The organism is Klebsiella oxytoca NBRC 105695 (assembly GCF_001598695.1).
Taxonomy (GTDB): domain Bacteria; phylum Pseudomonadota; class Gammaproteobacteria; order Enterobacterales; family Enterobacteriaceae; genus Klebsiella; species Klebsiella oxytoca.
The window spans coordinates 105,034-128,635 of record NZ_BCZK01000005.1 but is presented as its reverse complement, the minus strand read 5'-3'; the positions used below and the strand labels follow the sequence as shown (position 1 = coordinate 128,635).

General features: G+C 54.2%; 22 protein-coding genes and 2 tRNA genes. 7 read left to right on the top strand and 17 right to left on the bottom strand.

The features are described from left to right. Positions 1-30: 30 nt before the first annotated feature. Positions 31-2,559 carry a glucans biosynthesis glucosyltransferase MdoH gene (gene mdoH, locus KO1_RS10495; RefSeq protein WP_004101028.1) on the bottom strand — a complete coding sequence of 843 codons (2,529 nt, stop codon included), beginning with the start codon at positions 2,557-2,559 and terminating at the stop codon, positions 31-33. Beyond that, on the bottom strand, positions 2,552-4,105 hold the full coding sequence (gene mdoG / locus KO1_RS10490; protein ID WP_004101027.1) for a glucans biosynthesis protein MdoG: 1,554 nt from the start codon (positions 4,103-4,105) through the stop codon (positions 2,552-2,554). Before mdoG ends, mdoH begins: the two co-directional genes overlap by 8 nt. Before the next feature lie 252 nt (positions 4,106-4,357). Between mdoG and mdoC the strand changes: the two genes are divergently transcribed. Then, the gene (gene mdoC, locus KO1_RS10485) at positions 4,358-5,518 is read left to right on the top strand and encodes a glucans biosynthesis protein MdoC (RefSeq protein ID WP_024274024.1); all 1,161 of its coding nucleotides are present in this window, start codon (positions 4,358-4,360) and stop codon (positions 5,516-5,518) included. A 35-nt stretch (positions 5,519-5,553) separates the two neighbouring features. On the opposite strand, the gene KO1_RS10480 is transcribed toward mdoC, so the two are convergent. The 7 genes from KO1_RS10480 to ghrA all read right to left on the bottom strand — a co-directional run bounded on the left by KO1_RS10480 (position 5,554) and on the right by ghrA (position 10,383). Continuing rightward, on the bottom strand, positions 5,554-6,144 hold the full coding sequence (locus tag KO1_RS10480; protein ID WP_017146137.1) for a TetR/AcrR family transcriptional regulator: 591 nt from the start codon (positions 6,142-6,144) through the stop codon (positions 5,554-5,556). A 46-nt stretch (positions 6,145-6,190) separates the two neighbouring features. Beyond that, on the bottom strand, positions 6,191-6,745 hold the full coding sequence (ymdB, locus tag KO1_RS10475; RefSeq protein ID WP_004112127.1) for an O-acetyl-ADP-ribose deacetylase: 555 nt from the start codon (positions 6,743-6,745) through the stop codon (positions 6,191-6,193). Between the two features lie 91 nt (positions 6,746-6,836). After that, positions 6,837-7,142, bottom strand: a complete 306-nt coding sequence (locus KO1_RS10470; RefSeq protein WP_024274023.1) for a YmdA family protein — start codon at positions 7,140-7,142, stop codon at positions 6,837-6,839. Between the two features lie 316 nt (positions 7,143-7,458). Then, a complete protein-coding gene (locus tag KO1_RS10465) occupies positions 7,459-7,941 on the bottom strand; it encodes a DUF1097 domain-containing protein (RefSeq protein WP_024274022.1) in 483 nt (160 codons plus the stop codon). 103 nt (positions 7,942-8,044) lie between these two features. Next, complete coding sequence (locus tag KO1_RS10460; protein WP_004101018.1) at positions 8,045-8,599, bottom strand: TorD/DmsD family molecular chaperone; 555 nt, start codon at positions 8,597-8,599, stop codon at positions 8,045-8,047. A 22-nt stretch (positions 8,600-8,621) separates the two neighbouring features. Next, positions 8,622-9,359, bottom strand: a complete 738-nt coding sequence (locus tag KO1_RS10455) for a phosphatase (RefSeq protein WP_004101016.1) — start codon at positions 9,357-9,359, stop codon at positions 8,622-8,624. An 85-nt stretch (positions 9,360-9,444) separates the two neighbouring features. Continuing rightward, on the bottom strand, positions 9,445-10,383 hold the full coding sequence (ghrA, locus tag KO1_RS10450) for a glyoxylate/hydroxypyruvate reductase GhrA (RefSeq protein ID WP_024274021.1): 939 nt from the start codon (positions 10,381-10,383) through the stop codon (positions 9,445-9,447). 268 nt (positions 10,384-10,651) lie between these two features. Between ghrA and KO1_RS10445 the strand changes: the two genes are divergently transcribed. Beyond that, positions 10,652-10,739 (top strand) — tRNA-Ser (locus KO1_RS10445). Between the two features lie 160 nt (positions 10,740-10,899). Here the strand turns inward: KO1_RS10445 and KO1_RS10440 are convergent. Then, the gene (locus tag KO1_RS10440; protein ID WP_004101012.1) at positions 10,900-11,805 is read right to left on the bottom strand and encodes a LysR family transcriptional regulator; all 906 of its coding nucleotides are present in this window, start codon (positions 11,803-11,805) and stop codon (positions 10,900-10,902) included. Positions 11,806-11,919: 114 nt separating this feature from the next. Between KO1_RS10440 and KO1_RS10435 the strand changes: the two genes are divergently transcribed. The 3 genes from KO1_RS10435 (at position 11,920) to KO1_RS10425 (ending at position 13,711) form a co-directional block, all read left to right on the top strand. Then, a complete protein-coding gene (locus KO1_RS10435; RefSeq protein WP_024274020.1) occupies positions 11,920-12,780 on the top strand; it encodes a pirin family protein in 861 nt (286 codons plus the stop codon). A gap of 20 nt (positions 12,781-12,800) precedes the next feature. Beyond that, positions 12,801-13,478 carry an isochorismatase family protein gene (locus tag KO1_RS10430; protein WP_017146143.1) on the top strand — a complete coding sequence of 226 codons (678 nt, stop codon included), beginning with the start codon at positions 12,801-12,803 and terminating at the stop codon, positions 13,476-13,478. A 145-nt stretch (positions 13,479-13,623) separates the two neighbouring features. Then, positions 13,624-13,711, top strand: a tRNA-Ser gene (locus tag KO1_RS10425). 139 nt (positions 13,712-13,850) lie between these two features. Here KO1_RS10425 and KO1_RS10420 read toward each other — a convergent pair. Then, positions 13,851-14,561 carry a hypothetical protein gene (locus KO1_RS10420; protein ID WP_017146144.1) on the bottom strand — a complete coding sequence of 237 codons (711 nt, stop codon included), beginning with the start codon at positions 14,559-14,561 and terminating at the stop codon, positions 13,851-13,853. A gap of 96 nt (positions 14,562-14,657) precedes the next feature. Between KO1_RS10420 and KO1_RS10415 the strand changes: the two genes are divergently transcribed. Beyond that, on the top strand, positions 14,658-14,951 hold the full coding sequence (locus tag KO1_RS10415) for a YciI family protein (RefSeq protein WP_004112116.1): 294 nt from the start codon (positions 14,658-14,660) through the stop codon (positions 14,949-14,951). Positions 14,952-15,001: 50 nt separating this feature from the next. Here the strand turns inward: KO1_RS10415 and phoH are convergent, their stop codons facing one another. The 4 genes from phoH to efeU form a co-directional block, all read right to left on the bottom strand. Beyond that, entirely contained in the window at positions 15,002-15,790 is a 789-nt protein-coding gene (gene phoH / locus KO1_RS10410; protein ID WP_017146145.1) for a phosphate starvation-inducible protein PhoH, read from the bottom strand. A gap of 509 nt (positions 15,791-16,299) precedes the next feature. Continuing rightward, on the bottom strand, positions 16,300-17,580 hold the full coding sequence (gene efeB, locus KO1_RS10405; RefSeq protein ID WP_024274019.1) for an iron uptake transporter deferrochelatase/peroxidase subunit: 1,281 nt from the start codon (positions 17,578-17,580) through the stop codon (positions 16,300-16,302). 4 nt (positions 17,581-17,584) lie between these two features. After that, on the bottom strand, positions 17,585-18,712 hold the full coding sequence (efeO, locus tag KO1_RS10400) for an iron uptake system protein EfeO (protein WP_023320698.1): 1,128 nt from the start codon (positions 18,710-18,712) through the stop codon (positions 17,585-17,587). 55 nt (positions 18,713-18,767) lie between these two features. Next, the gene (gene efeU, locus KO1_RS10395; protein ID WP_004100994.1) at positions 18,768-19,598 is read right to left on the bottom strand and encodes an iron uptake transporter permease EfeU; all 831 of its coding nucleotides are present in this window, start codon (positions 19,596-19,598) and stop codon (positions 18,768-18,770) included. A gap of 272 nt (positions 19,599-19,870) precedes the next feature. Between efeU and KO1_RS10390 the strand changes: the two genes are divergently transcribed. Continuing rightward, positions 19,871-21,055, top strand: a complete 1,185-nt coding sequence (locus tag KO1_RS10390; protein ID WP_024274018.1) for a NupC/NupG family nucleoside CNT transporter — start codon at positions 19,871-19,873, stop codon at positions 21,053-21,055. A gap of 129 nt (positions 21,056-21,184) precedes the next feature. On the opposite strand, the gene KO1_RS10385 is transcribed toward KO1_RS10390, so the two are convergent. Both KO1_RS10385 and putP read right to left on the bottom strand, forming a co-directional pair. Continuing rightward, complete coding sequence (locus KO1_RS10385; protein ID WP_004112099.1) at positions 21,185-21,619, bottom strand: DUF3574 domain-containing protein; 435 nt, start codon at positions 21,617-21,619, stop codon at positions 21,185-21,187. A 112-nt stretch (positions 21,620-21,731) separates the two neighbouring features. Further along, entirely contained in the window at positions 21,732-23,240 is a 1,509-nt protein-coding gene (gene putP, locus KO1_RS10380; RefSeq protein WP_004100988.1) for a sodium/proline symporter PutP, read from the bottom strand. Positions 23,241-23,602 lie beyond the last annotated feature (362 nt).

The following is a 23,602-nucleotide window of genomic DNA, read 5'->3' as shown; positions in this document are numbered from 1 at the left end:
CTATTGCCGGTATTTTCCTTAAGGTACGGCTTACTTGGTTTTTAACGCCAGCGGATTCAGCGTCAGCTGCTGATAAGCGGCCACCCACGAAGAGTATTTCTCCGGAGCGGCCCACACGCGATAATGCATACGCGACATGGTCACCGGGTCGCTCAGCAAGACCAGACGACGATCGCGGTTAAGTTTATCCGGCGTCTCGTTCAGCGCCTGTTCAACGTGACGTTCGCGAGCGATATCCAGAATATGCCCGTGACGGTGGCGCGCGGTAGCCATCGCTGTTGCCAGCGCGTTAAACGACGGATTGAATACCGCATGCATAAAGCCATCGTCCAGAGAACGCTGGCGGTTCAGCGTCAGGTAAGCGTCAGTATCTTTTAGCACCTGCGGCGGAGAGTACTCTTCCGGGATCAGGAACAGCTTCCAGCGCTTAGTGCGCAGGCCAATGGTGGCGCGGCTGGAAATAGCCGACACGAACGGCGACAGAATCAGCGAGACCACGATCGGCGCCAGCCAGAACAGGAAACGCAGATCCAGCCATGCCATGCCCACCGCCCAGACCAGACCCAACAGCATCTGCGATCCGTGACGCATAAACGCTTCACCCCATGGGGTAGAGTCATCGTCACGCTGCGGCGAGTTCCACACCACTTCCCAGCCGAGAAACGCGCTGACCACAAAGACGGTATGGAACAGCATACGTACCGGCGCCAGCAGCACCGAAAACAGCACCTCCAGCAGCAGAGAGAGCGTGACGCGGATAAAGCCACCGTACTCTTTAGGCCCTTTACACCAAACCAGAATAATGCTCAGCAGCTTCGGCAGGAACAGCAGCACCATGGTCGAAGCAAACAGGGCTATAGCCAGCTCCGGGCGCCACTGCGGCCAGACCGGGAACAGCTGCCGCGGCTGCAGGAAGTACTGCGGTTCGGTCAAGGCATGCACTACCTGCAGAGCGGTAGAGAGCGCAAGGAACATAAACCACAGCGGTGCCGACAGGTATGACATCACGCCGGTCAGGAACACTGCACGGTGAACCGGATGCATCCCTTTAACCAGGAACAGGCGGAAGTTCATCAGGTTACCCTGACACCAGCGGCGATCGCGCTTCAGCTCGTCCAGCAGGTTTGGCGGCAGCTCTTCATAAGAGCCGGGAAGATCGTAAGCAATCCATACGCCCCACCCGGCGCGACGCATCAGCGCCGCTTCCACGAAGTCGTGCGACAGAATTGACCCGGCGAAGTTGCCCTCGCCCGGCAGCGGCGCCAGCGCGCAGTGCTCAATAAACGGTTTCACCCGGATAATCGCGTTGTGACCCCAGTAGTGGGATTCCCCCAACTGCCAGAAGTGCAAACCGGCGGTAAACAGCGGGCCGTAGACGCGGGTAGCAAACTGCTGGCAGCGCGCATAGAGCGTATCCATACCCGACGCGCGGGGTGAAGACTGAATGATCCCGGCATTCGGGTTCGCTTCCATGAGGCGCACCAGGCCGCTCAGACATTCACCGCTCATTACGGAGTCGGCATCCAGCACCACCATATAGCTGTACTGGCTCCCCCACCGACGGCAGAAGTCATCAATGTTACCGCTTTTACGCTTCACGCGGCGGCGGCGGCGGCGGTAGAAGATCTGCCCTTCGCCCTGCACTTCGGCAATCAGCTCCATCCACGCTTTTTGCTCCGCCACGCAGATGTCCGGGTTGTAGCTATCGCTCAGGATATAGACATCAAAGTGCTCGGCATTACCGCTGGCTTTTACCGACTCCCAGGTCGCGCGCAGGCCCGCGAATACGCGGTCAACGTCTTCGTTACAGATAGGCATGATAAGCGCGGTGCGATGCTCCGGATTCAACGGCTCATTCCCGACCGTTGACGCGGAGATACTGTACTTATCGCGGCCGATAAGTAGCTGCAGGAAGCCCATCAGCGCAGTCCAGAAACCCGCAGAAACCCAACAAAAAAGCACGGCGAAAAGAATCAGGATCCCGGACTGCAGCACATACGGCAGCAGCTGCATAAAGGAGATCCACAGGTTCTGTCCCACCATGTCCGCCGGGTTAATCAGCGCCCAGCCCTGGTAAGGCAAAATGGTTTTCATGTACCAGGTCGCCACGACGGTCTGCGCCAGGGTGAGCAGCAGAAGAATATAGCGACGAATAGAGCCGACGGTACGCCATTTCTGCTCGCTCGCCTGTTCCTCCTGACTGAGGCGAGAGAGATAGCGCGGAGTCACATCGCGTCCGCGCAGACGATCCCAGAAGCGCCCGACCGGGTTAGTACGCCATGGGTCCGGGAACATAGAGGAACGTTTTGCTTTCGGCATGGCGTTCAGCTGCGTGCGCCCTTCATCATCCTTAACCAGCTGATTACCGGCCAGTGAATCTGGCCAGCTATGCTCCAGTCGGGCTTTCACCGACCCCAGCGGGGAGTCATCTTCCCGTTTATAAACGTGATGTTCAGCGTCCAGTGCTTGATGTACGGCCTGCAGACTCGCGTCAGGTAACGCGCGCTTTTCTGCATCCGACAGCGGCAATGCATCGATGTACTTCGTTATCTTATTCATTGGCAGGCAGCTGATAGCTCCAGGTTTCGCTCAGCGTCTGGTCGGTATTGACCAGCGCAGCGCGCATATCCGTGGTTTTCTTAGGATCTTTCACTTTGACGCGCAGGATCATACGCCAGCCTTTAGTCACTGGGTTATAACGCACGGTGTTTTCAACGATTTCAGCGTTATCGCCGATGCTGGCCTGGGCAGTCACTGGCGTATCTGCGGGCAGCTTTTTCATCTCGGCGCCGGTGAAATCGACAATAAAGGCAATGGTGCCATCAGGCTGGCGAATCAGGTTCGATTGCTTGACGTCGCCGGTAGAACGGCGGGTCTGCATAACGTAAGCGTTATCCGGCGCGTGCAGCTTGTCTTCATCGCGGCTAAAAGTGATGGTGTATTTGAAATTCATCTCTTTGCCGGGTTCGGGCAGCTGATCGGGCGTCCAGTAGGTGACGATGTTATCGTTGGTTTCATCATTGGTCGGGATTTCGACCAGTTCGATTTTGCCCTTACCCCAATCACCTTTCGGCGTAATCCATGCGCTGGGGCGCAGATCGTAGCGGTCATCGAGATCTTCAAAACGGGAGAACTGGCGACCACGCTGCAGCAGGCCAAAGCCCTGCGGGTTTTCCATCGCATAGCTGCTGACGGCAAGATGTTTTGGATTATTCAGCGGACGCCAGATCCACTCGCCGTTGCCGGCCAGGATGGACAGGCCGTTGGAGTCATGCAGCGCCGGACGATAGTTCGTGGTCGGCGACGGCTGATGTGGCCCAAACAGGAACATACTGGTCAACGGCGCCACGCCGAGCTTGCCGACTTTGTCGCGCAGATAGACCTTAGACTGCACGTCCACTACGGTGTCGCGGCCGGGCATAATCACGAAACGATAGGCGCCAGTTGCGCGCGGGGAATCAAGCAGGGCGTAAATCGTCAGGCGTTTATCGGTCGCTTTTGGACGCTCAATCCAGAACTCACGAAAACGCGGGAACTCTTCGCCGGAAGGCAGCGCGGTATCAATCGCCAGCCCACGAGCGGAAAGACCGTATACCTGACCCTGGCCAAGCACGCGGAAATAGCTGGCTCCGAGCATGCTGACGATTTCATCATTCTTGTCTTTGCTGTTGATCGGATACAGGACTTTGAAGCCCGCAAAGCCGAGGTCTTTAACCGTGTCTTTGTCGTGCTGGACGTTGCCAAAATTAAAATAGTCCGGGCTATATTTAATTTTACGTACGCTGGTTGCCGTCACTTCATTAATGGTGACCGGCGTATCGAAATACATCCCCTGGTGATAAAACTCGAGCTTGAATGGGCTTTTCAGATTATTCCAATAAGCTTTGTCGTGATTAAACTGAATTTGCTGATAGTCCGCATACTTCATATCGCGGAAGGCAGAGGGCAGGTTACTTTTAGGCGCTTCAAAGCCTTTGCCGGCTAACGTTTGTGCCTCTTTTGCGACGTCATCAATGCTGAATGCCCATGCAGATGAAGTACACAGGGACAACATTACGGCTGCGCTTAACCAACGCATTTTCATCATCTGTGGTTTATGTTTCATATAAGTAAGCACTTCCCCCTTTGTGTGCTTAAATCGATCCGATCTATTTTAATGGAAACTCAGGCATTCCGACAACATAATCCCTGCATTGTTCGGCCTGGCGGCACAGGGAATACGCAGTTCACTGCCCCGATTGCACTTTGCGTGCTTATCCTGGAGACAGATAACCAGAGTTCATGTAGGGTTGCAGAGAATTTAAACGTTATCACGTTGAGTGATAAGACGATTTGTCTGAGAATGTAGTGATATTGTATGAATAATACTCCGGTACAGCGTGAATATTTTTTCGATAGCATCCGCGCCTGGCTGATGCTGTTGGGGATCCCTTTTCACATCTCGCTTATTTACTCCAGCCACAGCTGGCACGTCAACAGCGCAGAGCCGTCGTGGTGGTTGACGTTGTTCAACGACTTCATCCATGCCTTTCGCATGCAGGTCTTCTTTGTTATTTCCGGCTATTTTTCCTACATGCTTTTTCTACGCTATCCGCTGAAGAAATGGTGGAAAGTTCGCGTTGAGCGGGTAGGCATTCCCATGTTAACTGCCATCCCTCTTTTGACGTTGCCACAGTTTATTATGCTGCAGTACGTTAACGGAAAAGCGGAAAACTGGCACACGCTTTCAGGCTATGACAAATTCAATACCCTTGCCTGGGAGCTGATTTCCCACCTGTGGTTTCTGCTCGTCCTGGTGGTCCTGACCTCGTTGGGCGTGGTGATGTTTAAATGGCTGACGCGCCAGCGTTCTGCCGCTGCGCCAACCTTCGGTGACACCGTCACATTAGGTCAGCTATCGATGATTTTTCTTGCCCTGGGCGTGCTGTATGCGGTCATTCGCCGCACCCTTTTTATTCTTTACCCGCCCATTCTCAGCAACGGCCTGTTCAATTTCGTCGTTATGCAGACGCTGTTTTATCTGCCTTTCTTTATTCTCGGCGCGCAGACGTTTATCAATTCACGCCTGAAGCTCATGTTCACTACGCCCTCCCCCTGGTGCTATACCGCAGCGCTACTGGGTTTTATCGCCTATCGTCTGAATCAGCAGTACGGTTCCGGCGATGGCTGGATGTATGAAACAGAATCCGTCATTACCATGGTGCTGGGGCTATGGATGGTCAACGTGGTCTTTTCGCTTGGCCACCGTCTGCTAAATTTCCAGTCCGCGCGGGTAACCTATTTCGTCAACGCATCGCTGTTTATCTATTTAGTGCACCATCCGTTGACTCTGCTCTACGGGGCGTGGATCACGCCGATAATTAAGTCCAATACGCTGGGATTTATTACCGGGCTGGTATTTGTGGTGGGTATTGCGCTGGTCCTGTATGAAATCCACCTGCGAATACCGCTGTTGCGCTTTCTTTTTTCCGGAAAATTCCAGCAAAAAACGGCGAAGCCGCAGACTTCTGCCGGTTAAAAATTACGCTGCTGCGCTATCTGAGCACAGCAGCGCTATTTTCGCGTGAACACCAGGTTAAAGACATCGCGATAAAGCGTTTCCATCGCCGCTTTATCCACCGTCGGGGCAGTCGCCAGGTCGCAGCGATACGCCGCCCCTTCGGTTAATATCGCGATAAATTCGCAGGCGACGCTGATCTGTTCAGCGGTCATTTCGGGGTGGTAGTGCCGGGTAAGTTTTCCCCCCTCTTCCTTCAGGCGTCGATCGGCCTGGTTCATGATTTCTCGCAGGCGCGGATTTCGGGAGGCTTCGGCGTTAATTTCCATTAGCAGATAATTATCATTTTTCGTATTCTCGCTCGCCGGGATCGCGCCAGCTAAAACCGACGCCATGCGGGCCAAATCATGATTCCCGGCAACCATCTCGCCAACTCTGGCATTCACGATCTCGCTGACGATGACTTCGATAATCTCTTCTTTACTGGCAAAAACACGATAAAGCTGGCCGACGCTCAGACCAGCCCGGCGCGCGATATCCGCCACTGAGGCGCCGTGCAGGCCCTTTTCAGCAAAGCATTTTTGCGCCGCGACCACAATCTCCGTCCGGCGAAGCCGTTGTTTTTGTAGAACCTTCCCTTCAGCCACCGATAAATCTCCTGTCATGATGGATCCCCGCGATCGGAGGAAGCTATCATAACTTATTATGGCGACCGAGTTGTGCCCGACTCTCCTCCAGTAATCGGTTATAGATACTGGCGGTTTCGGCATCAAAGCAGACGAAACAAACGCGTTCCAGAGGATGGTAGCGAGTAAGAAATGCATTCACCGTATTAATGGCTATCTCGGCGGCAGCGTGTTTAGGGTAGCCGTAAACGCCGGTGCTGATAGCGGGGAAAGCAATAGAGCGGTAATTGTTTGCCGAGGCCAGCTGCAGGCTATTTTTATAGGCGTCCGCCAGTAATTCCGCCTCCTGCCTGTCACCACCGTGCCAGATCGGCCCGACGGCATGAATGACCGCGCTGGCGGGCAGGTTTCCTGCCGTCGTTATCACCGCATGGCCCGGCGGACACTCCCCCTGCTGCTGGCGCACAACTTTGCAGGCAGCCAGCAGATCCGGGCCTGCTGCGCGGTGAATTGCGCCGTCTACGCCTCCTCCGCCCAGCAGCGAAGGGTTTGCTGCATTGACGATAACATCGACCGCCAGCGTGGTAATGTCGCCGAGAATTACCTCAGGTTGAACAGCCATTTCTCCTCCTGTCGGCATGCGTCTTGAAATAGATAAACGAGGATAATATGGCACGATCGCCCCCGGGACGAAAGCATGGGGGCGCCGGAGGTTAGCGATAATCAACGTCCAGAATAGCGAGAGTCCGTTGTGGGTTAATATATCTCAACTGCGCGGAACGGATATTTTCATTGTGAACATCCCCTTTCTCCAGCTGACGGGCAGAGATCCGCACCGTTTCCGCCCTCGGACAATCCATCACCACCTGATTCTTGATAGCATTGAGCTGACAGGGCGCTTCCACAACTCTTCCATAGAAATGAATAACACCGGCGACTGTCTGTTCGGCAATCGCCGGGCTGAAACTCGTGGGTAAAAAAAACAGGGCCGCAAGTGATACGTATCTAATTGTTTTCATTGTAAAACCCCTCTGCTTGTTGGTCTAGCTATTAAAAAAAGCTCAGCCATCCATGAGCGCATCGAGTTACATTTTTTTACCTCAACCCAATTGTATTAACATTTTAAAAACAAATAACCAGCATTTATATAAATATGATTACAAAATCGATTCACTGACTATCAGTACAGTTTATCGTGCTGATTTATAGAGGAAAATAAACTAAGTAAGGAGAAGGCTATGGACGATATTCTGCCAAAAACAGCAAAAGAGCCCGTAGGGCTCTTTTAACACATGAATACAGGGAAGGTTGAGAAGCAGTATGAGCGAAGCGCGGTTAACGACTTTCGTTAGCCAGGGATTTATTCTTTTCCGCCCGCGTCGCCAGCCACAGGCCGCTATTTTTCATGGCGTAGCCAAAGACCAGCCCCAGCGCCAGTGAAGGTAAAACCAAACGCCAGTCGCCGCTGGCGGCAAAGGTCGCACAGGCGCCGATAAAGGTGCCCGGCACAAAAGAGAGTAATAGCTGGCGCGCCTGAATGCACATCATAAACGCCACGATACCGGTCATGATGTAGCTCACCATTTCCAGCTGAGGCGCCAGCGCGCTACCGTGAATAATCACCAGCGCCCACGCTACGCCGCTCATTACCGTACAGGTGGAAATAACCAGCCCTTTTAACCCACCTTGCGGACAGGCAAAGTAAGCCGTACAGCCGAGAAATCCCGCCCAGCTCAGCAGACCCAGTGCGACCGCTACCCATCCCCAAATTGCAGAGAGTAAGCCCGTCGTTAATGCGATTGCGAAGAGTATGTTCATGGCGCGTATCATAGCAGAAACGCGCCGGCCAAATGAGATATGGAACACACTAAATGAATTAAGAAATCACTCGTTGCATTTTAATTGTGATTTAAGTCACAATTTATTGTTCACCTTCTTCCTGGAGTTCATCCCACATGGCTGAAAGCGCTTCACGAGTTAGCGGAGCCATCGTGCGCCAGAACGGCGTAGTCGCATGCGCTTCAACCTTGCCAAGGAATGCGCCGCACCAGGGGAGAATATACTCAGCAAACAGCGTTTCCAGAACTTCGCTTTCATCTTCTGCCGCGTGATCTTCCAGCCACGATGCGGCCAGCAGTAAGGATCCTAAGTGATCCGCCGCGCCCTCACCCGTGGGAACGCCATGCGCGCTTAGGAAAGCTCGAACTTCAGCTTCCGTAGCGCCCTCTACCCATGCGCGACGAAATGGCGCTACGCTGCACTCTTCACCGACAAACAGCGCGTTGTAGTCAGCAGCCAGAGCCTGCATATCGCAGCTCTTTTGCAGGCGCTCCAGCAGTTCATCCTGCTCCAGCGGCCAGCTTGCCGCCAGCTTCCCTTCACGAATAAGGGTAAATAGCGGAACCAGCAGCGGATCCTGCGGCTGACGATAATAGAGAGAGCCCAGCACGCGGCAGAGGATTGAAAACTCGTTCATTCAGTTATTCCAGTTATTCAAATTAAAGTTCAGCAAATTCCGCAATCGCTGGCATCCCACGCGATTCAAGGAAATTAAGCAGACGCCGGGGCGTCACGTTTAGAATCCGCTCTTGCGGAAAATCTACGGCATCAAGGATTTTACGGCATTCGGTAAAATCACCGAGCGTGAATGCCGTATGAGAATCTGAGCCCAACGCCACCCAACCGCCGGCATCCCGTACGGCCGCCGCGACGGCACGGCAATTATCTTCACTGCCAATGCGTGACGAGACAAAAGATGAGTTATTGATTTCCAGCGCCACATGGTGCTTCGCCGCGGCGGCGGCAATAGCCGGAATATCAACAGGAAATTTCGGGTTCCCCGGATGACTGATGATATGCACCGTACCGCTCGCGATGGTGGCGATCATGGCCTCAGTATTCGTGGCTTTATCCTGCGGAGGAAACACCGGCTCGTGAAAGCCAGCAATAATCAGGTCCAGCGAATTGAGCATCGGGCCAGTACAGTCTATTTCGCCCTGGGTATTTTTAATGTTGGCTTCAATACCGCGCAGAATACCAACGCCATCCACCAGACGCGGCCAGATACGCATATTGATAAAATGCCAGTGGTGCGGCGCATCGGCCATATCTGGCCCGTGATCGGTAATGGCAAAGAGTTTGATCCCCTTGCGCTTGGCTTCCGCAATGTAGTCGTGCAGGGTACTGTAAGCGTGGGTGCTGGCGACGGTATGCATGTGCAGGTCAACAGGATACATCACAATCTCCTTCTCTGTTTGTGGCAAGAATAGCAGGAATCTGCGCCTGAGAGCAGCAAAAACCCCGCGCAGGCGGGGCTGACGCTTAGTATCCCAGCTGGCGATCGACCTGCCCGCTGACCGTTTCACCCCGTTCCATTTGACCGATGGTTTTGGCGATAAAAGCAATGGCTTCCAGAGGCCGGGTAACGGCCGCCACGTGGGGCGTCATTGCCACGCGCGGATGGCGCCACAGCGGGCTCGCTTCGGGCAGCGGTTCACGGCTGAAAACATCCAGCATCGCGCCTTTCAACTTACCGCTATTCAACGCGTCCAGCAGATCGTCTTCAACCACATGTACTCCGCGGGCCAGATTCAGCACATAGCTATTATCCGGCAGCTGCGCCAGGCGCGAGCTGTTAATAATTCCCACGGTTTCCGCCGTGTTGGGCAACAGGTTAATCAGCACTCGTGTTCCGTTCAGGAAGGCGTTCAGCTCCTTTTCCCCGGCAAAGCTGGTGACCTGCGGCCAGGATTTGCGGCTACGGCTCCAGATGCGTAGCGGGAATCCCCAGTACTGCAGAGCTTCGGCGACCTTTGCGCCAAGCACGCCCGCCCCCATAATCCCGATGGGAAAGTCTTCGCGCTGATACTCCTCCAGCGGCTGCCAGCGCGCTTCTTGCTTTAAAACCTGATAGTCATCAAAACGACGGAACCAGTGCAGCACCTGGCTCACCGCATACTCTTGCATTTGTAACCCCATGCCGGTGTCTTCCAGACGGAATAGTGGCGTCGACAACGGCAGCATTTCCGGATGCTCACGCAGTTTGCTCAGGATGGAATCGACGCCGGCGCCAAGGGCAAAGACGGCTTTTAAATCGCGGCCTTGCAGCATTTCTACCGGCGGATGCCAGACCAGCGCATAGTCAGCGGGTTGTTCATCGCCGGATTTCCACTCGCGAACTCGCGCGCCGGGGAGCTGTTTTTCCAGTTCCGCAATCCAGAAAGGGGTGTCAAAGGTCGGGTGGTAAAAAATGATATCCATAAAGGCTCCTGATAGCCGACGCTACAGGCAGGTTAGGTTAGCGCCGCGTTTTACTCGTTGTTTTCTATTGGTTTGCCAGCATAGCAAATTTCGTTCGGGGAGCGTGTGAAAAAGAGAATGGTGACAAAAAAAACGATTCTCGCGCGTTTAAGGAGCAAGTTGCTTGAAGTTTGGCTAAACGCGCGATTTTTTTAAAAAGTTGATTGACGGGCGATACGTATTTCCCTAAATTAGCGCCCGTTCCCGACAATAACGGGAAAGACAATATGGTGAGGTGTCCGAGTGGCTGAAGGAGCACGCCTGGAAAGTGTGTATACGGCAACGTATCGGGGGTTCGAATCCCCCCCTCACCGCCATATTTTAAGAAGAGCTCGTACGCAAGTACGGGCTTTTTTTTCGCCTATTGCACGCCACCGCCCGGTAGCCCGGACAGGCGCATCGCGCCGCCTCCGGGCCCCCCCTTCTGCGGCTTCAGACTCTGTTCGACAGCCTGCGCCTTGTGGATTCAGGCAAATGCTAATCCTCCTCCATCCGCTGATACTCTTCGCTCAGGAAATCAACCAGCGCCCTGACCGAGGGGAGCAACCCGCGCCGTGAGGCAAACACCGCATGGATCACCTCCCTGCGCGGCTGCCACTCATCGAGGACAACCACCAGCTCGCCAGCCGCCAGCTGATCGCGCACCATTAATAAAGGAAGCTGTACCACCCCAACGCCGGCGATTGCCGCTTCGCGCAGCGCCAACATGTCCGTGGTGACCAGCCGGGGTGTAAAGTAGACTTCCGCCCGTGCGCCCTCCGGGCCGGTCAACTGCCACTTATGCTGATGTTTGCCTGCGCCCAGGCTCAATCCCGGCCAATCGCTTAATTCTGACGGCGCCACAGGCTGCCCCTTTTGCTCTACTAACTGTGGACTGGCGACCAGGCGGTGACCACGATCGGCGAGAACGCGCATTACCAGATCGCTATCCTCTATCGGCCTTGGGCGTACGCGGATCGCGATGTCAACGCCCTCTCCAACGACATCAACTCGTCGGTTTGTGGCTTCCAGCTGCAGATTAACTCCCGGATAGCGCACCATAAACCGCGCCAGCATAGGCCCGACGTGCGCATGCAATAGCGTCACCGGACAGGTCAGCTTGACGCTTCCGCGGGGCTCGGAACGCAGGGTCTCTACCGCCTGCTCTGCCGCTTCCGCCTCAATCAGCATCGCCTTGCAGTGCTGATAGAAGGTGTGCCCCACCTCCGTTACCGCAAACTGACGGGTTGTACGTTGAATCAAACGTACGCCGAGGCGTTCTTCTAACTGGGCGATTCGCCGGCTCAGTTTGGATTTAGGCTGATCGAGCGCTCTACCCGCCGCCGCGAATCCTCCGTGATCCACCACCTGCACAAACCAGGCTAAATCGTTGAGATCCTGCATTCTTCCTCCATCGTTCCATTTTTGGAACAGTATAGGCCGTTTTTGCTATCTACCGGAGTATTAGTGGTGAATATAAGCTTATTCACATCAGAAACAGATGCACTGGAGAAAGCCATGAAACAGATTACCGGAATCTACACCGCGCCGGCGCAGCATTGGGTAGGCGATGGTTTCCCGGTTCGCTCAATGTTCTCTTATCAGACGCACGGCGAACAGCTAAGCCCCTTCCTGCTACTTGACTATGCAGGCCCTCATCACTTCCCGGCAGGGTCCGAGAAACGCGGCGTCGGCGAACATCCGCATCGCGGATTTGAAACCGTCACCGTGGTGTACTCCGGCGAAGTTGAACATCGAGACTCAACAGGCAGAGGCGGCGTCATTGGACCGGGCGATGTGCAGTGGATGACCGCAGGCGCCGGGATCCTGCACGAAGAGTTCCACTCGGCGGAATTTACCCGCTCCGGCGGCGAGCTGAAAATGATTCAGCTGTGGGTCAATCTTCCGGCTAAAGACAAGATGACGCATCCCGGCTATCAAAGCATCACGGCGGATGCCATCCCTGACGCCGAGCTGCCGGATAACGCTGGCCGCATGCGGGTGATTGCCGGGCGCTATCAGGATGTTGTCGGACCGGCGCATACCTTTTCGCCGCTTAACGTATGGGACCTGCAGCTAAACCAGAGTCATGAGGTAACCCTGCATCAGCCCGCTGGCTGGAGCACGGCGCTGGTGGTGCTGGAAGGTGAAATCGTGGTGAACGGCGAGGGTAACGCCCGCGAAGGTCAGCTGGTGGTGCTCAGCCAAAAAGGTGAAACGCTCCACCTCGCGGCCAGTAGTCACGTCAAAGTGCTGCTGATGGCCGGCGAGCCGCTGCAGGAGCCGATCGTGGGCTACGGCCCGTTTGTGATGAATACTAAAGCGCAAATCGCAGAAGCGGTTCGTGATTTTAATAGCGGCCGCTTCGGCCAAATCTGATACTGAATGAGGTGAAGAATATGTCTACCCCAGCTAACTTTAATGGTTCTCGTCCTGTTATTGATGTCAATGATACCGCCATGCTGCTGATCGACCACCAGAGCGGTCTCTTCCAGACCGTAGGCGATATGCCGATGCCGGAGTTACGGGCGCGCGCCGCCGCGCTGGCAAAAATGGCCTCGTTAGCCGGTATTCCGGTGATCACCACGGCATCGGTGCCGCAGGGACCGAACGGGCCGCTAATCCCTGAGATCCATAAGAATGCGCCCCATGCGCACTATATTGCGCGTAAGGGGGAGATCAATGCCTGGGATAATCCGGAATTTGTGGCCGCGGTAAAGGCCACCGGCCGTAAAACATTGATTATTGCCGGGACGATTACCAGCGTTTGTATGGCGTTCCCGGCGATTGCCGCCGTCGCCGACGGCTATAGAGTTTTTGCCGTCATCGATGCCTCCGGCACCTATAGCAAGATGGCGCAGGAGATCACTCTCGCCCGGGTCGTTCAGGCGGGCGTCGTGCCGATGGATACCGCCGCGGTCGCTTCCGAACTGCAGCGCACATGGAATCGACCAGACGCCGCAGAATGGGCCGAGGTTTATACTAAAGTCTTCCCGGCATACCAGCTGCTGATCGAGAGCTATGCCAAAGCGCAGGACGTGGTGAAGAATAACGAACAGCTTGATTCACAGCGTTAAAACGCCTGCCCCGCCGCGCTACGACGGGGCAGTGTTCAATGCTTAACCGAACGATAGCAAAAGAATAAATACTGCTTGACCGTTTTAGCGCAACTCCCTATAGTAGCGCCCCGTTGCCCACCCAAGGTGAGCAGCAAAACAATATGGTGAGGTGTCCGAGTGGCTGAAGGAGCACGCCTGGAAAGTGTGTATACGGCAACGTATCGGGGGTTCGAATCCCCCCCTCACCGCCATATTTTAAGAAGAGCTCGTACGCAAGTACGGGCTTTTTTTTCGTCTATTGCACGCCACCGGGGGGATGAGAAGCCCCGACCGGCCGAAATAGAGTCACGGCGCGGCCATCCTTCTCGCTACATATCATTCACCGCCATTTTATGACCGCCCTAACCCCTGCACATCGCCCTTCACTTCATCGCAGCGCGAAAGAGCAACCTCGGTTAACGATATGACGCGGTCGTACTTCACCAATAAATTTATAAACGACAAAGAGAGAACGACCAGACCGATATAGCCATATGCCAGCCCCATAACCCAATCATGACCTGCTACAGGTTTTGCTAACGTAATAACCATAGAGATTATCCCTGGCAGAATACCAAGTTTATCGACGGGGCCGACAATAAGATTGATTCTTTTACTCAGAAACTCACGTTCGTGCTTTATCTCGAGCAGCCCCAACTCCAGGGTAGGCTTGCCTAAGCGTACAAAATCCGCAAGAAAACGCTCGTCGGTTAAGGCCTCTTTTTTAATATTTTGTTCTACGCTGGCGCTGAGCGGCATGGTGAAGAAGTATTTTATCGTGTTTCGCTGCTGGTAGATTTTAATGATTGGCATGAGAATCAGCACTACATAGGAAAGTGCTATGAGTACGATCGACAAATCAATAAGCCAGCGGCCTGAGGGCTTGATCAGCATATACCCGCCCATTGCGCCAAAGGAAACCAGAACCATCCCCTCTAACCCGATAAATAGCCACCGGTCAGATTTACTTTTATCGCCGGCGAGTAATTTGTTTTTTAAAGCCGCTTCATGCGACTTAAGCAATTCAATATAGTTCAGCAAACCGCTGTTATTTTCATTCATAGCGCACTCCTGCTAAAGGTGATAAAAGAGCCTGAAACACTATCCACGCTAATGATAAACTGCCGAAGCGTTACCACTCACTATCCAGGAAGGAATATGAGCACTATTGCCGTTGTTGTTCTGACTTACATTAAACCGCTTGAAGAAGTAGATGCCCAGCTTGCCGCACACGTGGAATGGCTTAAGCAAGGGTATGCTGAGGGAATATTTCTCGCGTCGGGGCGTAAAATCCCCAGGTCCGGAGGCGTGATTCTGGCTAAAGGCGATGATATGGCTGCGCTGCAAAATCGGTTAAGCCTGGACCCCTTTCAGCAATCTGGCGTCGCGAAGGCTGATATCATTCCCTTTGAAGCCACGATGACCAGCCCTTCACTGCAGGCCTTGCTGTAATTAAGCAAAAACAAAGCCCGGTTTCCCGGGCTTTGCAGACTAAGAAACTATCAGTAGTAGGCTTTCAACGCGCGCTGGCAAAGCATCGAACGCACGCAATCGTCCGTCGTAAAGCGCACGATCCCCACCATTTCATCTTCCTCAAAACGCGCCAGCGCATCGGCCAGACCCGACCGCACGCCTGAAGGTAAATCGCACTGGGTGATGTCGCCGTTGACGATAACCGTCACATTCTCCCCGAGGCGGGTCAAAAACATTTTCATTTGCGCCGCGGTCACGTTCTGGGCCTCGTCCAGAATCACCACCGCATTTTCAAATGTACGTCCGCGCATATAGGCGAACGGCGCGATTTCCACCTTGCCGATTTCCGGGCGCAGGCAGTATTGCATAAAGGAAGCCCCCAGCCTTCTCACCAGCACGTCATAAACCGGGCGGAAATAGGGAGCAAACTTCTCGGCGATATCTCCCGGTAAGAAGCCGAGGTCTTCGTCGGCCTGCAGAACGGGACGGGTAACAATAATTCTGTCCACATCTTTATGAATCAGGGCTTCAGCAGCTTTCGCCGCGCTAATCCAGGTCTTACCGCACCCGGCCTCGCCCGTGGCAAAGATCAGCTGTTTATTGTCGATGGCGTTCAAATAATGCGCCTGAGCCTCATTGCGCGCTTCAATTGGCGATAGATCGCGGCTATCCCGCGCCATGCCAATGGCTTCTACGCCACTCATTTGCACAAGCGATGTGACCGATTCTTCTTCGCGCTGCTTATGGCTTCGCGAATCCTGTCTCAGCACACGTTTGGCCTCACGACGAGCTCTGGTCACTGCTTTTTGTCTTCCCATGGATAGCACCTTGCGTTGTTGGTTTACATCACACGCGCCACGTTCGACGCGATTATGCGCACTAACGATTGAGGTTTGGCTTCCTTGTAAGCCATTGCTTGCCTGACGAATTGGCAGAGGGTCACGGCTACGCGCACCGATAACCTTGCCTGGGTTCAGATATTCTGTGATAGAGGGGGATGATTTGGCGGTGAGAAAATCGCGGCCGGAAGTGGGGCTTCCGTGCTGATGAGTACGGTATCGGGTTTGACGTTTTCCGTTACAGCAATCGGGCATTCGCGATCTCCATAATGAAACGATACTGCTGCCGAGAACTACCGCGTCTGTAATAAGTACATCAGAAATAATTCTAAGCGCAACTTATTTTTCACATACAGACAACAAATAATTCTCAAGGCGGCTCGGGAGAGTTTCCGACTATAAGATTACAGAAAAATGAAACAAGGCAGGAAATACAAAAAATGAATGGAAAAACAGCAGAAAACGCCCTGCCCCGGAGGGCAGGTACGTCAGGCTTCGACTAACGATTGACCGAGGTAATGTTGAGGGTCAACGGCCCCCGGCAGAACAAAAAAGTATCCGCCGCCAATCGGCTTCACGTACTCTTCCAGGGCTTCTCCGTTCAGCCGCTTTTGCACCGTCAGGAAGCCTTTTTCCAGATCGTGCTGATAGCAGACAAACAGCAGCCCCATATCCAGCTGGCCGGAATTCGTGACCCCCAGCGAATAACTGTAGCCCCGACGCATCATCAGGCTGGAGGCCGTTTCCGGAGTGCGCGGGTTGGCCAACCGAATATGACTGTCGAGCGCAATGATTTCGCCGTCAGGATCGTTACGGTAATCGGGCACATCGTGCTCGTGCTCCATCCCCAGCGGCGCTCCGGTCAGTTTGTCGCGGCCAAAAATGGTCTGCTGCTCTTTCAGCGGCGTGCGGTCCCAAAACTCAACGTGGAACTGAATAATCCGCGCCGCCTGGTAGCTACCGCCCGTCGCCCATACCGGTTCCCCCTGGTCGGCGGTTACCCACACTACCTTGTCCATTAACGCAGTATCCGAACTCAATGGATTCGCGGTGCCGTCTTTAAAGCCCAGCAGATTCACCGGCGTCTCTTTACCCTTGCTGCGCGCGGCGCTATCGGAGATGAAGCCCTCCCGCTTCCAGCGCACGCTGAGTAAATCCGGCGTGTGTTTAATCACATCCCGCAGCGCGTGAATCACCGTATCCTGGGTATTGGCGCAAATTTGCAGCAACAGATCGCCGTGACAGAGCGCCGCATCGAGCGAGTCGTTAGGAAAACGGGTCATTTTTTGCAGCTTCTTCGGCGCATGGCTGGCCAGACCGAAGCGTTCGTCAAACAGCGAATGCCCCACCGAAACGGTTATCGTCAGGTTATCCGGGGCGATCCACGGCCCAAGAATGCCCGAGTCCATCGGCGGCAGCCGCGGGTTCGGCGTCTCCGGCGCGGGCCCCCCCTTAGTCAGAAAGGCGATCCGCTGGGTCAGCAGACGAAACAGTCTTTCCAGATCCGCTTTATCACCGGCGAGGACATCAAATGCGACGATCATCATCGATGCCTGCTGCGGCGTCAGCACGCCGGCCTGGTGCAAACCATAAAACGGCTGCGCTTCCATGCGCGCATCGGGGGAGACCGTACCCGGTGAGCTTTTCTCTTTTGCCGCATGCGCCACCGGGCAGCCACCGGTCAAGGCCAGCGCGCCGCCAAGCGCGCCGATCCCTTTGAGTAACCGCCGACGCGACGGTTCATTGATAGGGTATTTTTGCTCTGCCATCGACTTAATCCAGACCGAGGATCCCGCGCAGCTGGGCCAGATCTTCCGCAAGGGTGGTGATCGGGCCTTTCAGCGCGTTACGATCGGCATCCGTCAGCTTGTCATAGGTCTCAAAACCCTCTTTGGTGCGGTATTTACCGAGGATGGCGTCAACTTTCTTGAAGTTGGCATCCACTTTTGCCAGCAGCGTGCTGTTCTCTTTTTGTAGTTGAGGACGCAGCAGGTCGACGATTTTCTGCGCGCCGTCAATGTTGGCCTGGAAGTCCCACAGGTCGGTATGGCTGTAGCGATCTTCTTCACCGCTGATTTTGCTGGCCGCCACTTCTTCAATCAAACCGGCTGCGCCGCCAACCACTTTTGACGGCGGGAACGCCAGCTCGCTGATGCGTTTTTGCAGCTCAATAACGTCAGCGTGTAGTTGATCGGCGTATTTATCCATGCCTTTGACGCTGTTATCGCCAAACAGCGCTTTTTCCAGCCGGTGGAAACCGGTGAATTTTGGATCTTCGGCTTTTTTCTCGTAGTCATCCTCGCGGGCGTCAATGCTGCCATCAAGGTCAGAGAACAGCTCAGCGATCGGCTCGATACGTTCATAGTGCTGACGCGTTGGCGCATACAGCGCTTTTGCTTTCTCGATATCGCCTGCTTTCACCGCATCGGTAAAGGCTTTGGTGCTGCTCACCAGTTGCGCAGTCTCGGCGCTAACCCAGGCTTTATAGGCGGTAATCGCTTCGCCGAGGCTAAGCAGCGCATCGGCTTTCGCGGCCCCCTGGATCGCCTCTCCGGTCACCGTCAGTTTGCCTTTCGGGTTAGTCAGCAGGCCGCAGGTCATATCATATTCACCCGGCTGCAGGTTTGCCGTTAGCTTTTGCGTAAAGCCGGGGGCAATATTCTCGCGCTCTTCAACCACCATCACGCCTTTCAGGATCTCCCATTCCAGCGCTTTCTGGCTGTGGTTCTGAATGATGAACTGAGTTTTACCCGCTTTGACGGTGACGTTCATTGGCTCGCACTGTTTGTCAGTAACGGTAACTTTTACCTGCGGAATATCGGCCGCCTGGGCGTAAAATGCAGAGCTGAATAGCGCGGCAACGGTAAGCTGCAGCGCAGTGCGACGAAAATGATTCATCATGATGACCATCCCTTTCGATAAGTATGTTGTAACTATTTTAATTCGCGATGCCCGACTACGCGGCTCGGGATGCGGTGGTGTTATTGCCCGACGGCAGCGCGAACAGCACCAGCGCCGGAACCAAATAGATAAAGTAGACCGCCACTTCGCTGATAGTCGGCGTTTCCTGATAGCCGAAAATCCCCTCCAGAAGCGTCCCGAAGAGCGTATGCGTCGAAATCACGTTGCTGAGATCGAAGGCGACGTCCTGAAAATGGTTCCACAATCCGGCTTCATGGAAAGCGCGAATAGCCCCGGCCGCCAGACCTGCGGCAACCAGCAAAATAAACAGGCTGGTCCATTTGAAAAAGACGCCGAGATTCATGCGGATACCGCCCCAGTAGATCAGGAATCCTAAAACGATTGCCGTTCCCAGCCCAAGCATCGCTCCGATGGGCGGCCAGATACCCACATCCTGCTGGAACGCCGCCAGCAGGAAGAATACGGACTCCAGACCTTCGCGAGCGACGGCGAAAAACACCATCATCACCAGCGCCCAGCCATGGTGGTTGCCGCGCTGAAGCGCATTATCAACCGCCTGTTCAAGCTGCTGTTTGACGTTGCGCGACACTTTGCGCATCCAGAAGACCATCCAGGTCAGAATACACACCGCCACCACCGCCACGATGCCTTCGAATAATTCCTGCTCGCGTTGCGGGAATTCGCCGGTCGTTTCGTTGATAAAGATCCCCAGTCCCAGGCACAGCGCCGCCGCCAGGAAAACGCCAATCCACATAACGCTAATCCAGTTCCCGCGCTGGGTGCGTTTCAGATAGCTGGCAATCAGGCTGACAATCAGCGCGGCCTCGAGGCCTTCACGTAACATGATGAGAAATGGGACAAACATACCAAAACCCTTAAATGTGAACCGCAGTCAATTGATGCAAAGTTAGGTAAATATTTCTGATAGTGATTATCATTACAATAATCAGAAACACAAGTGAAATGTGTAGGGAATGATGACGATTTGTAAATTAATCGCTAACAAATAATGAGCTACGGAATTATTTCTCTGCCTTAAGCCATCCCTGCAGGATAAGGGGATTTTTTGCGCCGGATATTTACCCGGCCGAAGAGCTGTGGCTAAATGGCGGCCTTATTTACTGCGAAATGAACAACATGACTCAATTCCTGCACTTCCTGCTGGCGCTGGCGGTTATCCTCGCGCTCGCCTGGCTTGCCAGTTACGACCGTAAAAAAATCCGCATTCGCTATATTATCCAGTTAATTATTTTTGAAGTTGCGCTGGCTTTCTTTTTTCTCCACGCCGAAAGCGGCCTGTGGCTAGTGAAAAATATTGCATCCTTTTTTGAATCACTGCTCGGCTTCGCTGCCGAAGGCACCAACTTTGTATTTGGCGGCATGAGTGAAAAAGGGCTGGCGTTTATTTTCCTTGGCGTGCTGTGCCCGATTGTCTTTATCTCCGCGCTCATCGGTATTCTTCAGCACTGGCGTATTCTGCCGATTTTTATTCGCCTGATTGGTACCCTGTTATCGAAAGTTAACGGTATGGGTAAGCTGGAATCTTTCAACGCGGTCAGTTCGCTGATCCTCGGGCAATCAGAGAACTTTATTGCCTATAAGGGCGTGCTCGGCGACCTCTCTTCGCGCCGCCTGTTCACCATGTCGGCCACTGCAATGTCGACGGTTTCGCTGTCCATTGTCGGCGCTTATATGAGTATGCTCGACGCGAAATATGTCGTTGCCGCGCTGATCCTGAATATGTTCAGCACTTTTATTGTGCTGTCGATCATTAATCCGACGCGACCAGGCAGCGAGGAAGAGATCAAGCTTGAGAAGCTTCATGAATCGCAGAGCTTCTTTGAAATGCTCGGTGAATATATTCTGGCCGGATTCAAAGTCGCCATGATTATTCTGGCGATGCTGATTGGCTTTATCGCCTTAATTAGCGCCATTAACGCGCTCTTCGCCACCCTGTTTGGCCTGAGCTTCCAGCAGATACTCGGCTATGTCTTCTATCCGCTGGCGTGGCTGATTGGTATCCCGCTAAGCGATGCGCTGAGCGCCGGCAGTATTATGGCGACTAAGCTGGTGGCCAATGAATTTGTCGCCATGATTGAGCTACAAAAAATCGCTGCCAGCATGACGCCGCGCGGGCTGGGTATCTTATCAGTGTTCCTGGTCTCCTTCGCCAACTTCGCTTCTATCGGCATCATCGCCGGGGCGATTAAGGGTCTGAACGAGCAGCAGGGGAATATCGTTTCCCGCTTTGGCCTGCGGCTGGTGTATGGCGCAACGCTGGTCAGCCTGCTCTCTGCCAGCTTTGCTGGTCTGGTACTGTAACCGCAGTTATTGCCTGTGATCCGGGGGACGGCGCAGAGCGCCTTGCCCGGGCTGCCAGCTCGTACGAGCTGAGGTTGCGTAGCCCGGGTAAGGCGTTAGCCGCAACCCGGGCCTTTCATCAGATGCCAATTAAAAGTGCACGCAGACCGGCTGGTCAACGCGCATGACCGACTCCTGTGCAAAGCGCGATTTATAGGTATTGCGCAGCGCCTCAATCCCCTCTTCGCTCTTCGCATCTTTGCCATGGATCAGCATCAGCGCCTTGCTCTGCTCGCGCGCCACGGTTCCGTCATTGCCGAGCCACTGACCGCGCGCGTCAAAGACCGTCAGGCCATCGCGAAAGCGCGTCGTCACGTCGCGATCAACGAACTGCTGCCACTCCTGGGCGGTAATGTCCTTCCCGGCCGGACGGCTTAAGCCAAAATAAAGCGTGGTTTGCACCATGGCGTTATCCGCCGGGCAGGCATCAGCATCCGCCGCCGGGGCCATCTTCGCGGCGGGCGCTACGCAGCCGCTTAAAATCCCTGCCAGTACTAACGCCATCGCACCCTGTTTGACACTCATTTTGCTACCCTCATTGATATTTATGCTCAGATATCAGCGTATTTTCAATCGATTAGCAAGAGGCACAAACAATAAAGCCCGCATGATGCGGGCTTGATGATGCGACAGAGCATTACTCGGCGGTCGCGCGCACCGGCGGCGCGGAGTGGTAATGGGCGTCCGCTTCGGCAAAGCGTTTTTGCATCTCTGCGGAAGGCGCTTTACCCAGCAGGCTGAAGACCACAATTCCGATGCTACCGAAAATAAAGCCCGGGATAATTTCATACAGGCCCAGCCAGGCGAACTGTTTCCAGACAATCACCGTGACGGCGCCGATGATCATCCCGGCCAGCGCGCCGTTACGCGTCATTCGCGACCACATCACCGAGAACAGCACCACCGGACCAAACGCAGCGCCGAAGCCGGCCCAGGCGTAGCTCACCAGCCCCAGCACACGGTTCTCCGGGTTCGCTGCAAGGGCAATGGAGACCAGCGCCACGGCCAGCACCATAAAGCGGCCAACCCATACCAGCTCCTGCTGACCGGCATTTTTACGCAAAAACGCTTTATACAGATCTTCGGTGATGGCGCTCGAGCAAACCAGCAGCTGGCAGCTCAGGGTCGACATGACCGCCGCCAGGATCGCCGACAGCAGAATCCCGGCAATCCACGGGTTGAACAGAATCTGCGCCAGTTCGATAAAGACGCGTTCAGCGTTCTGATTAACTGCGCCCGCCACGCCCGGGTTGTTGTTGAAGTAAGCGATGCCGAAGAAGCCAACGGCTACGGCCCCCGCCAGGCAGAGGATCATCCAGGTCATGCTGATACGACGGGCGTGTACGATGCTATGGTGCGAGTCCGCCGCCATAAAGCGCGCCAGGATATGCGGCTGGCCAAAATAGCCCAGCCCCCAGCCCATCAGCGAAATAATCGCCACGAAGTTCAGCCCTTTCAGCATATCAACGTTCTCAATGCTCTTTTGCTTGATAACCTCCAGCGATTCGCCAAAGCCGCCGACCGAAATAATCACCATGACCGGCGTCAGGATCAGGGCAAATATCATCAGGCTGGCCTGGACGGTATCGGTCCAGCTCACCGCAAGGAAACCGCCGACGAAGGTATAAATAATGGTTGCCGCCGCGCCGGCCCACAGCGCGGTTTCATAGCTCATGCCAAAGGTGCTTTCAAACAGACGCGCTCCGGCCACAATACCGGATGCGCAATAGATGGTGAAAAATAACAGAATCACCAGCGCCGAGATAATTCGCAGCACCCGGCTTTTATCTTCAAAACGGCCGGTGAAATAATCCGGCAGCGTCAGCGCGTTATTATTCACCTCGGTGTGTACCCGCAAACGCCCCGCCACCAGCTTCCAGTTAATCCATGCGCCTAGCGTCAGGCCAATGGCAATCCAGCTTTCGGAAATCCCGGAGATAAATATTGCGCCGGGCAGCCCCATCAGCAGCCAACCGCTCATATCTGAAGCGCCGGCGGAGAGCGCGGTGACGAATGGGCCAAGGCTGCGGCCGCCGAGAATATAATCATCAAAGTTCTTCGTCGAACGCCAGGCAATAAAACCGATGAGTACCATGCCAAAAATATAAACAATAAAAGTCACCAACATGGGTGTGCTAATAGCCATGTAAAAATCTCCAGAATTTTTTGTCGACAGCGTCCAGATTTGTCGTTTTATCCACTACCGGAACGGGGCAATGGCCTTTTGGTTGTATTGGGCGACCGTATCCTGACGGAAGCTTTGTTTTTTCACAAATGATTTAACACAGCATTTACACTAAATGCATCGGGGACCAAACTTCATTTTGTAATAGGTTGCACTCTCTCACGTTTTTATCGGTTGCACCACGTAAAAGTGTTAAGTCACGCAGATAAAACCCCAAATATAAAGGGAATGAATAGCTGCTATTAACGCCATACAATTTAACAATTACGGCAATTTCAGGCCTGCAGCACAATTCTCAATTAACAAGGTTGCACAAAGTTGCA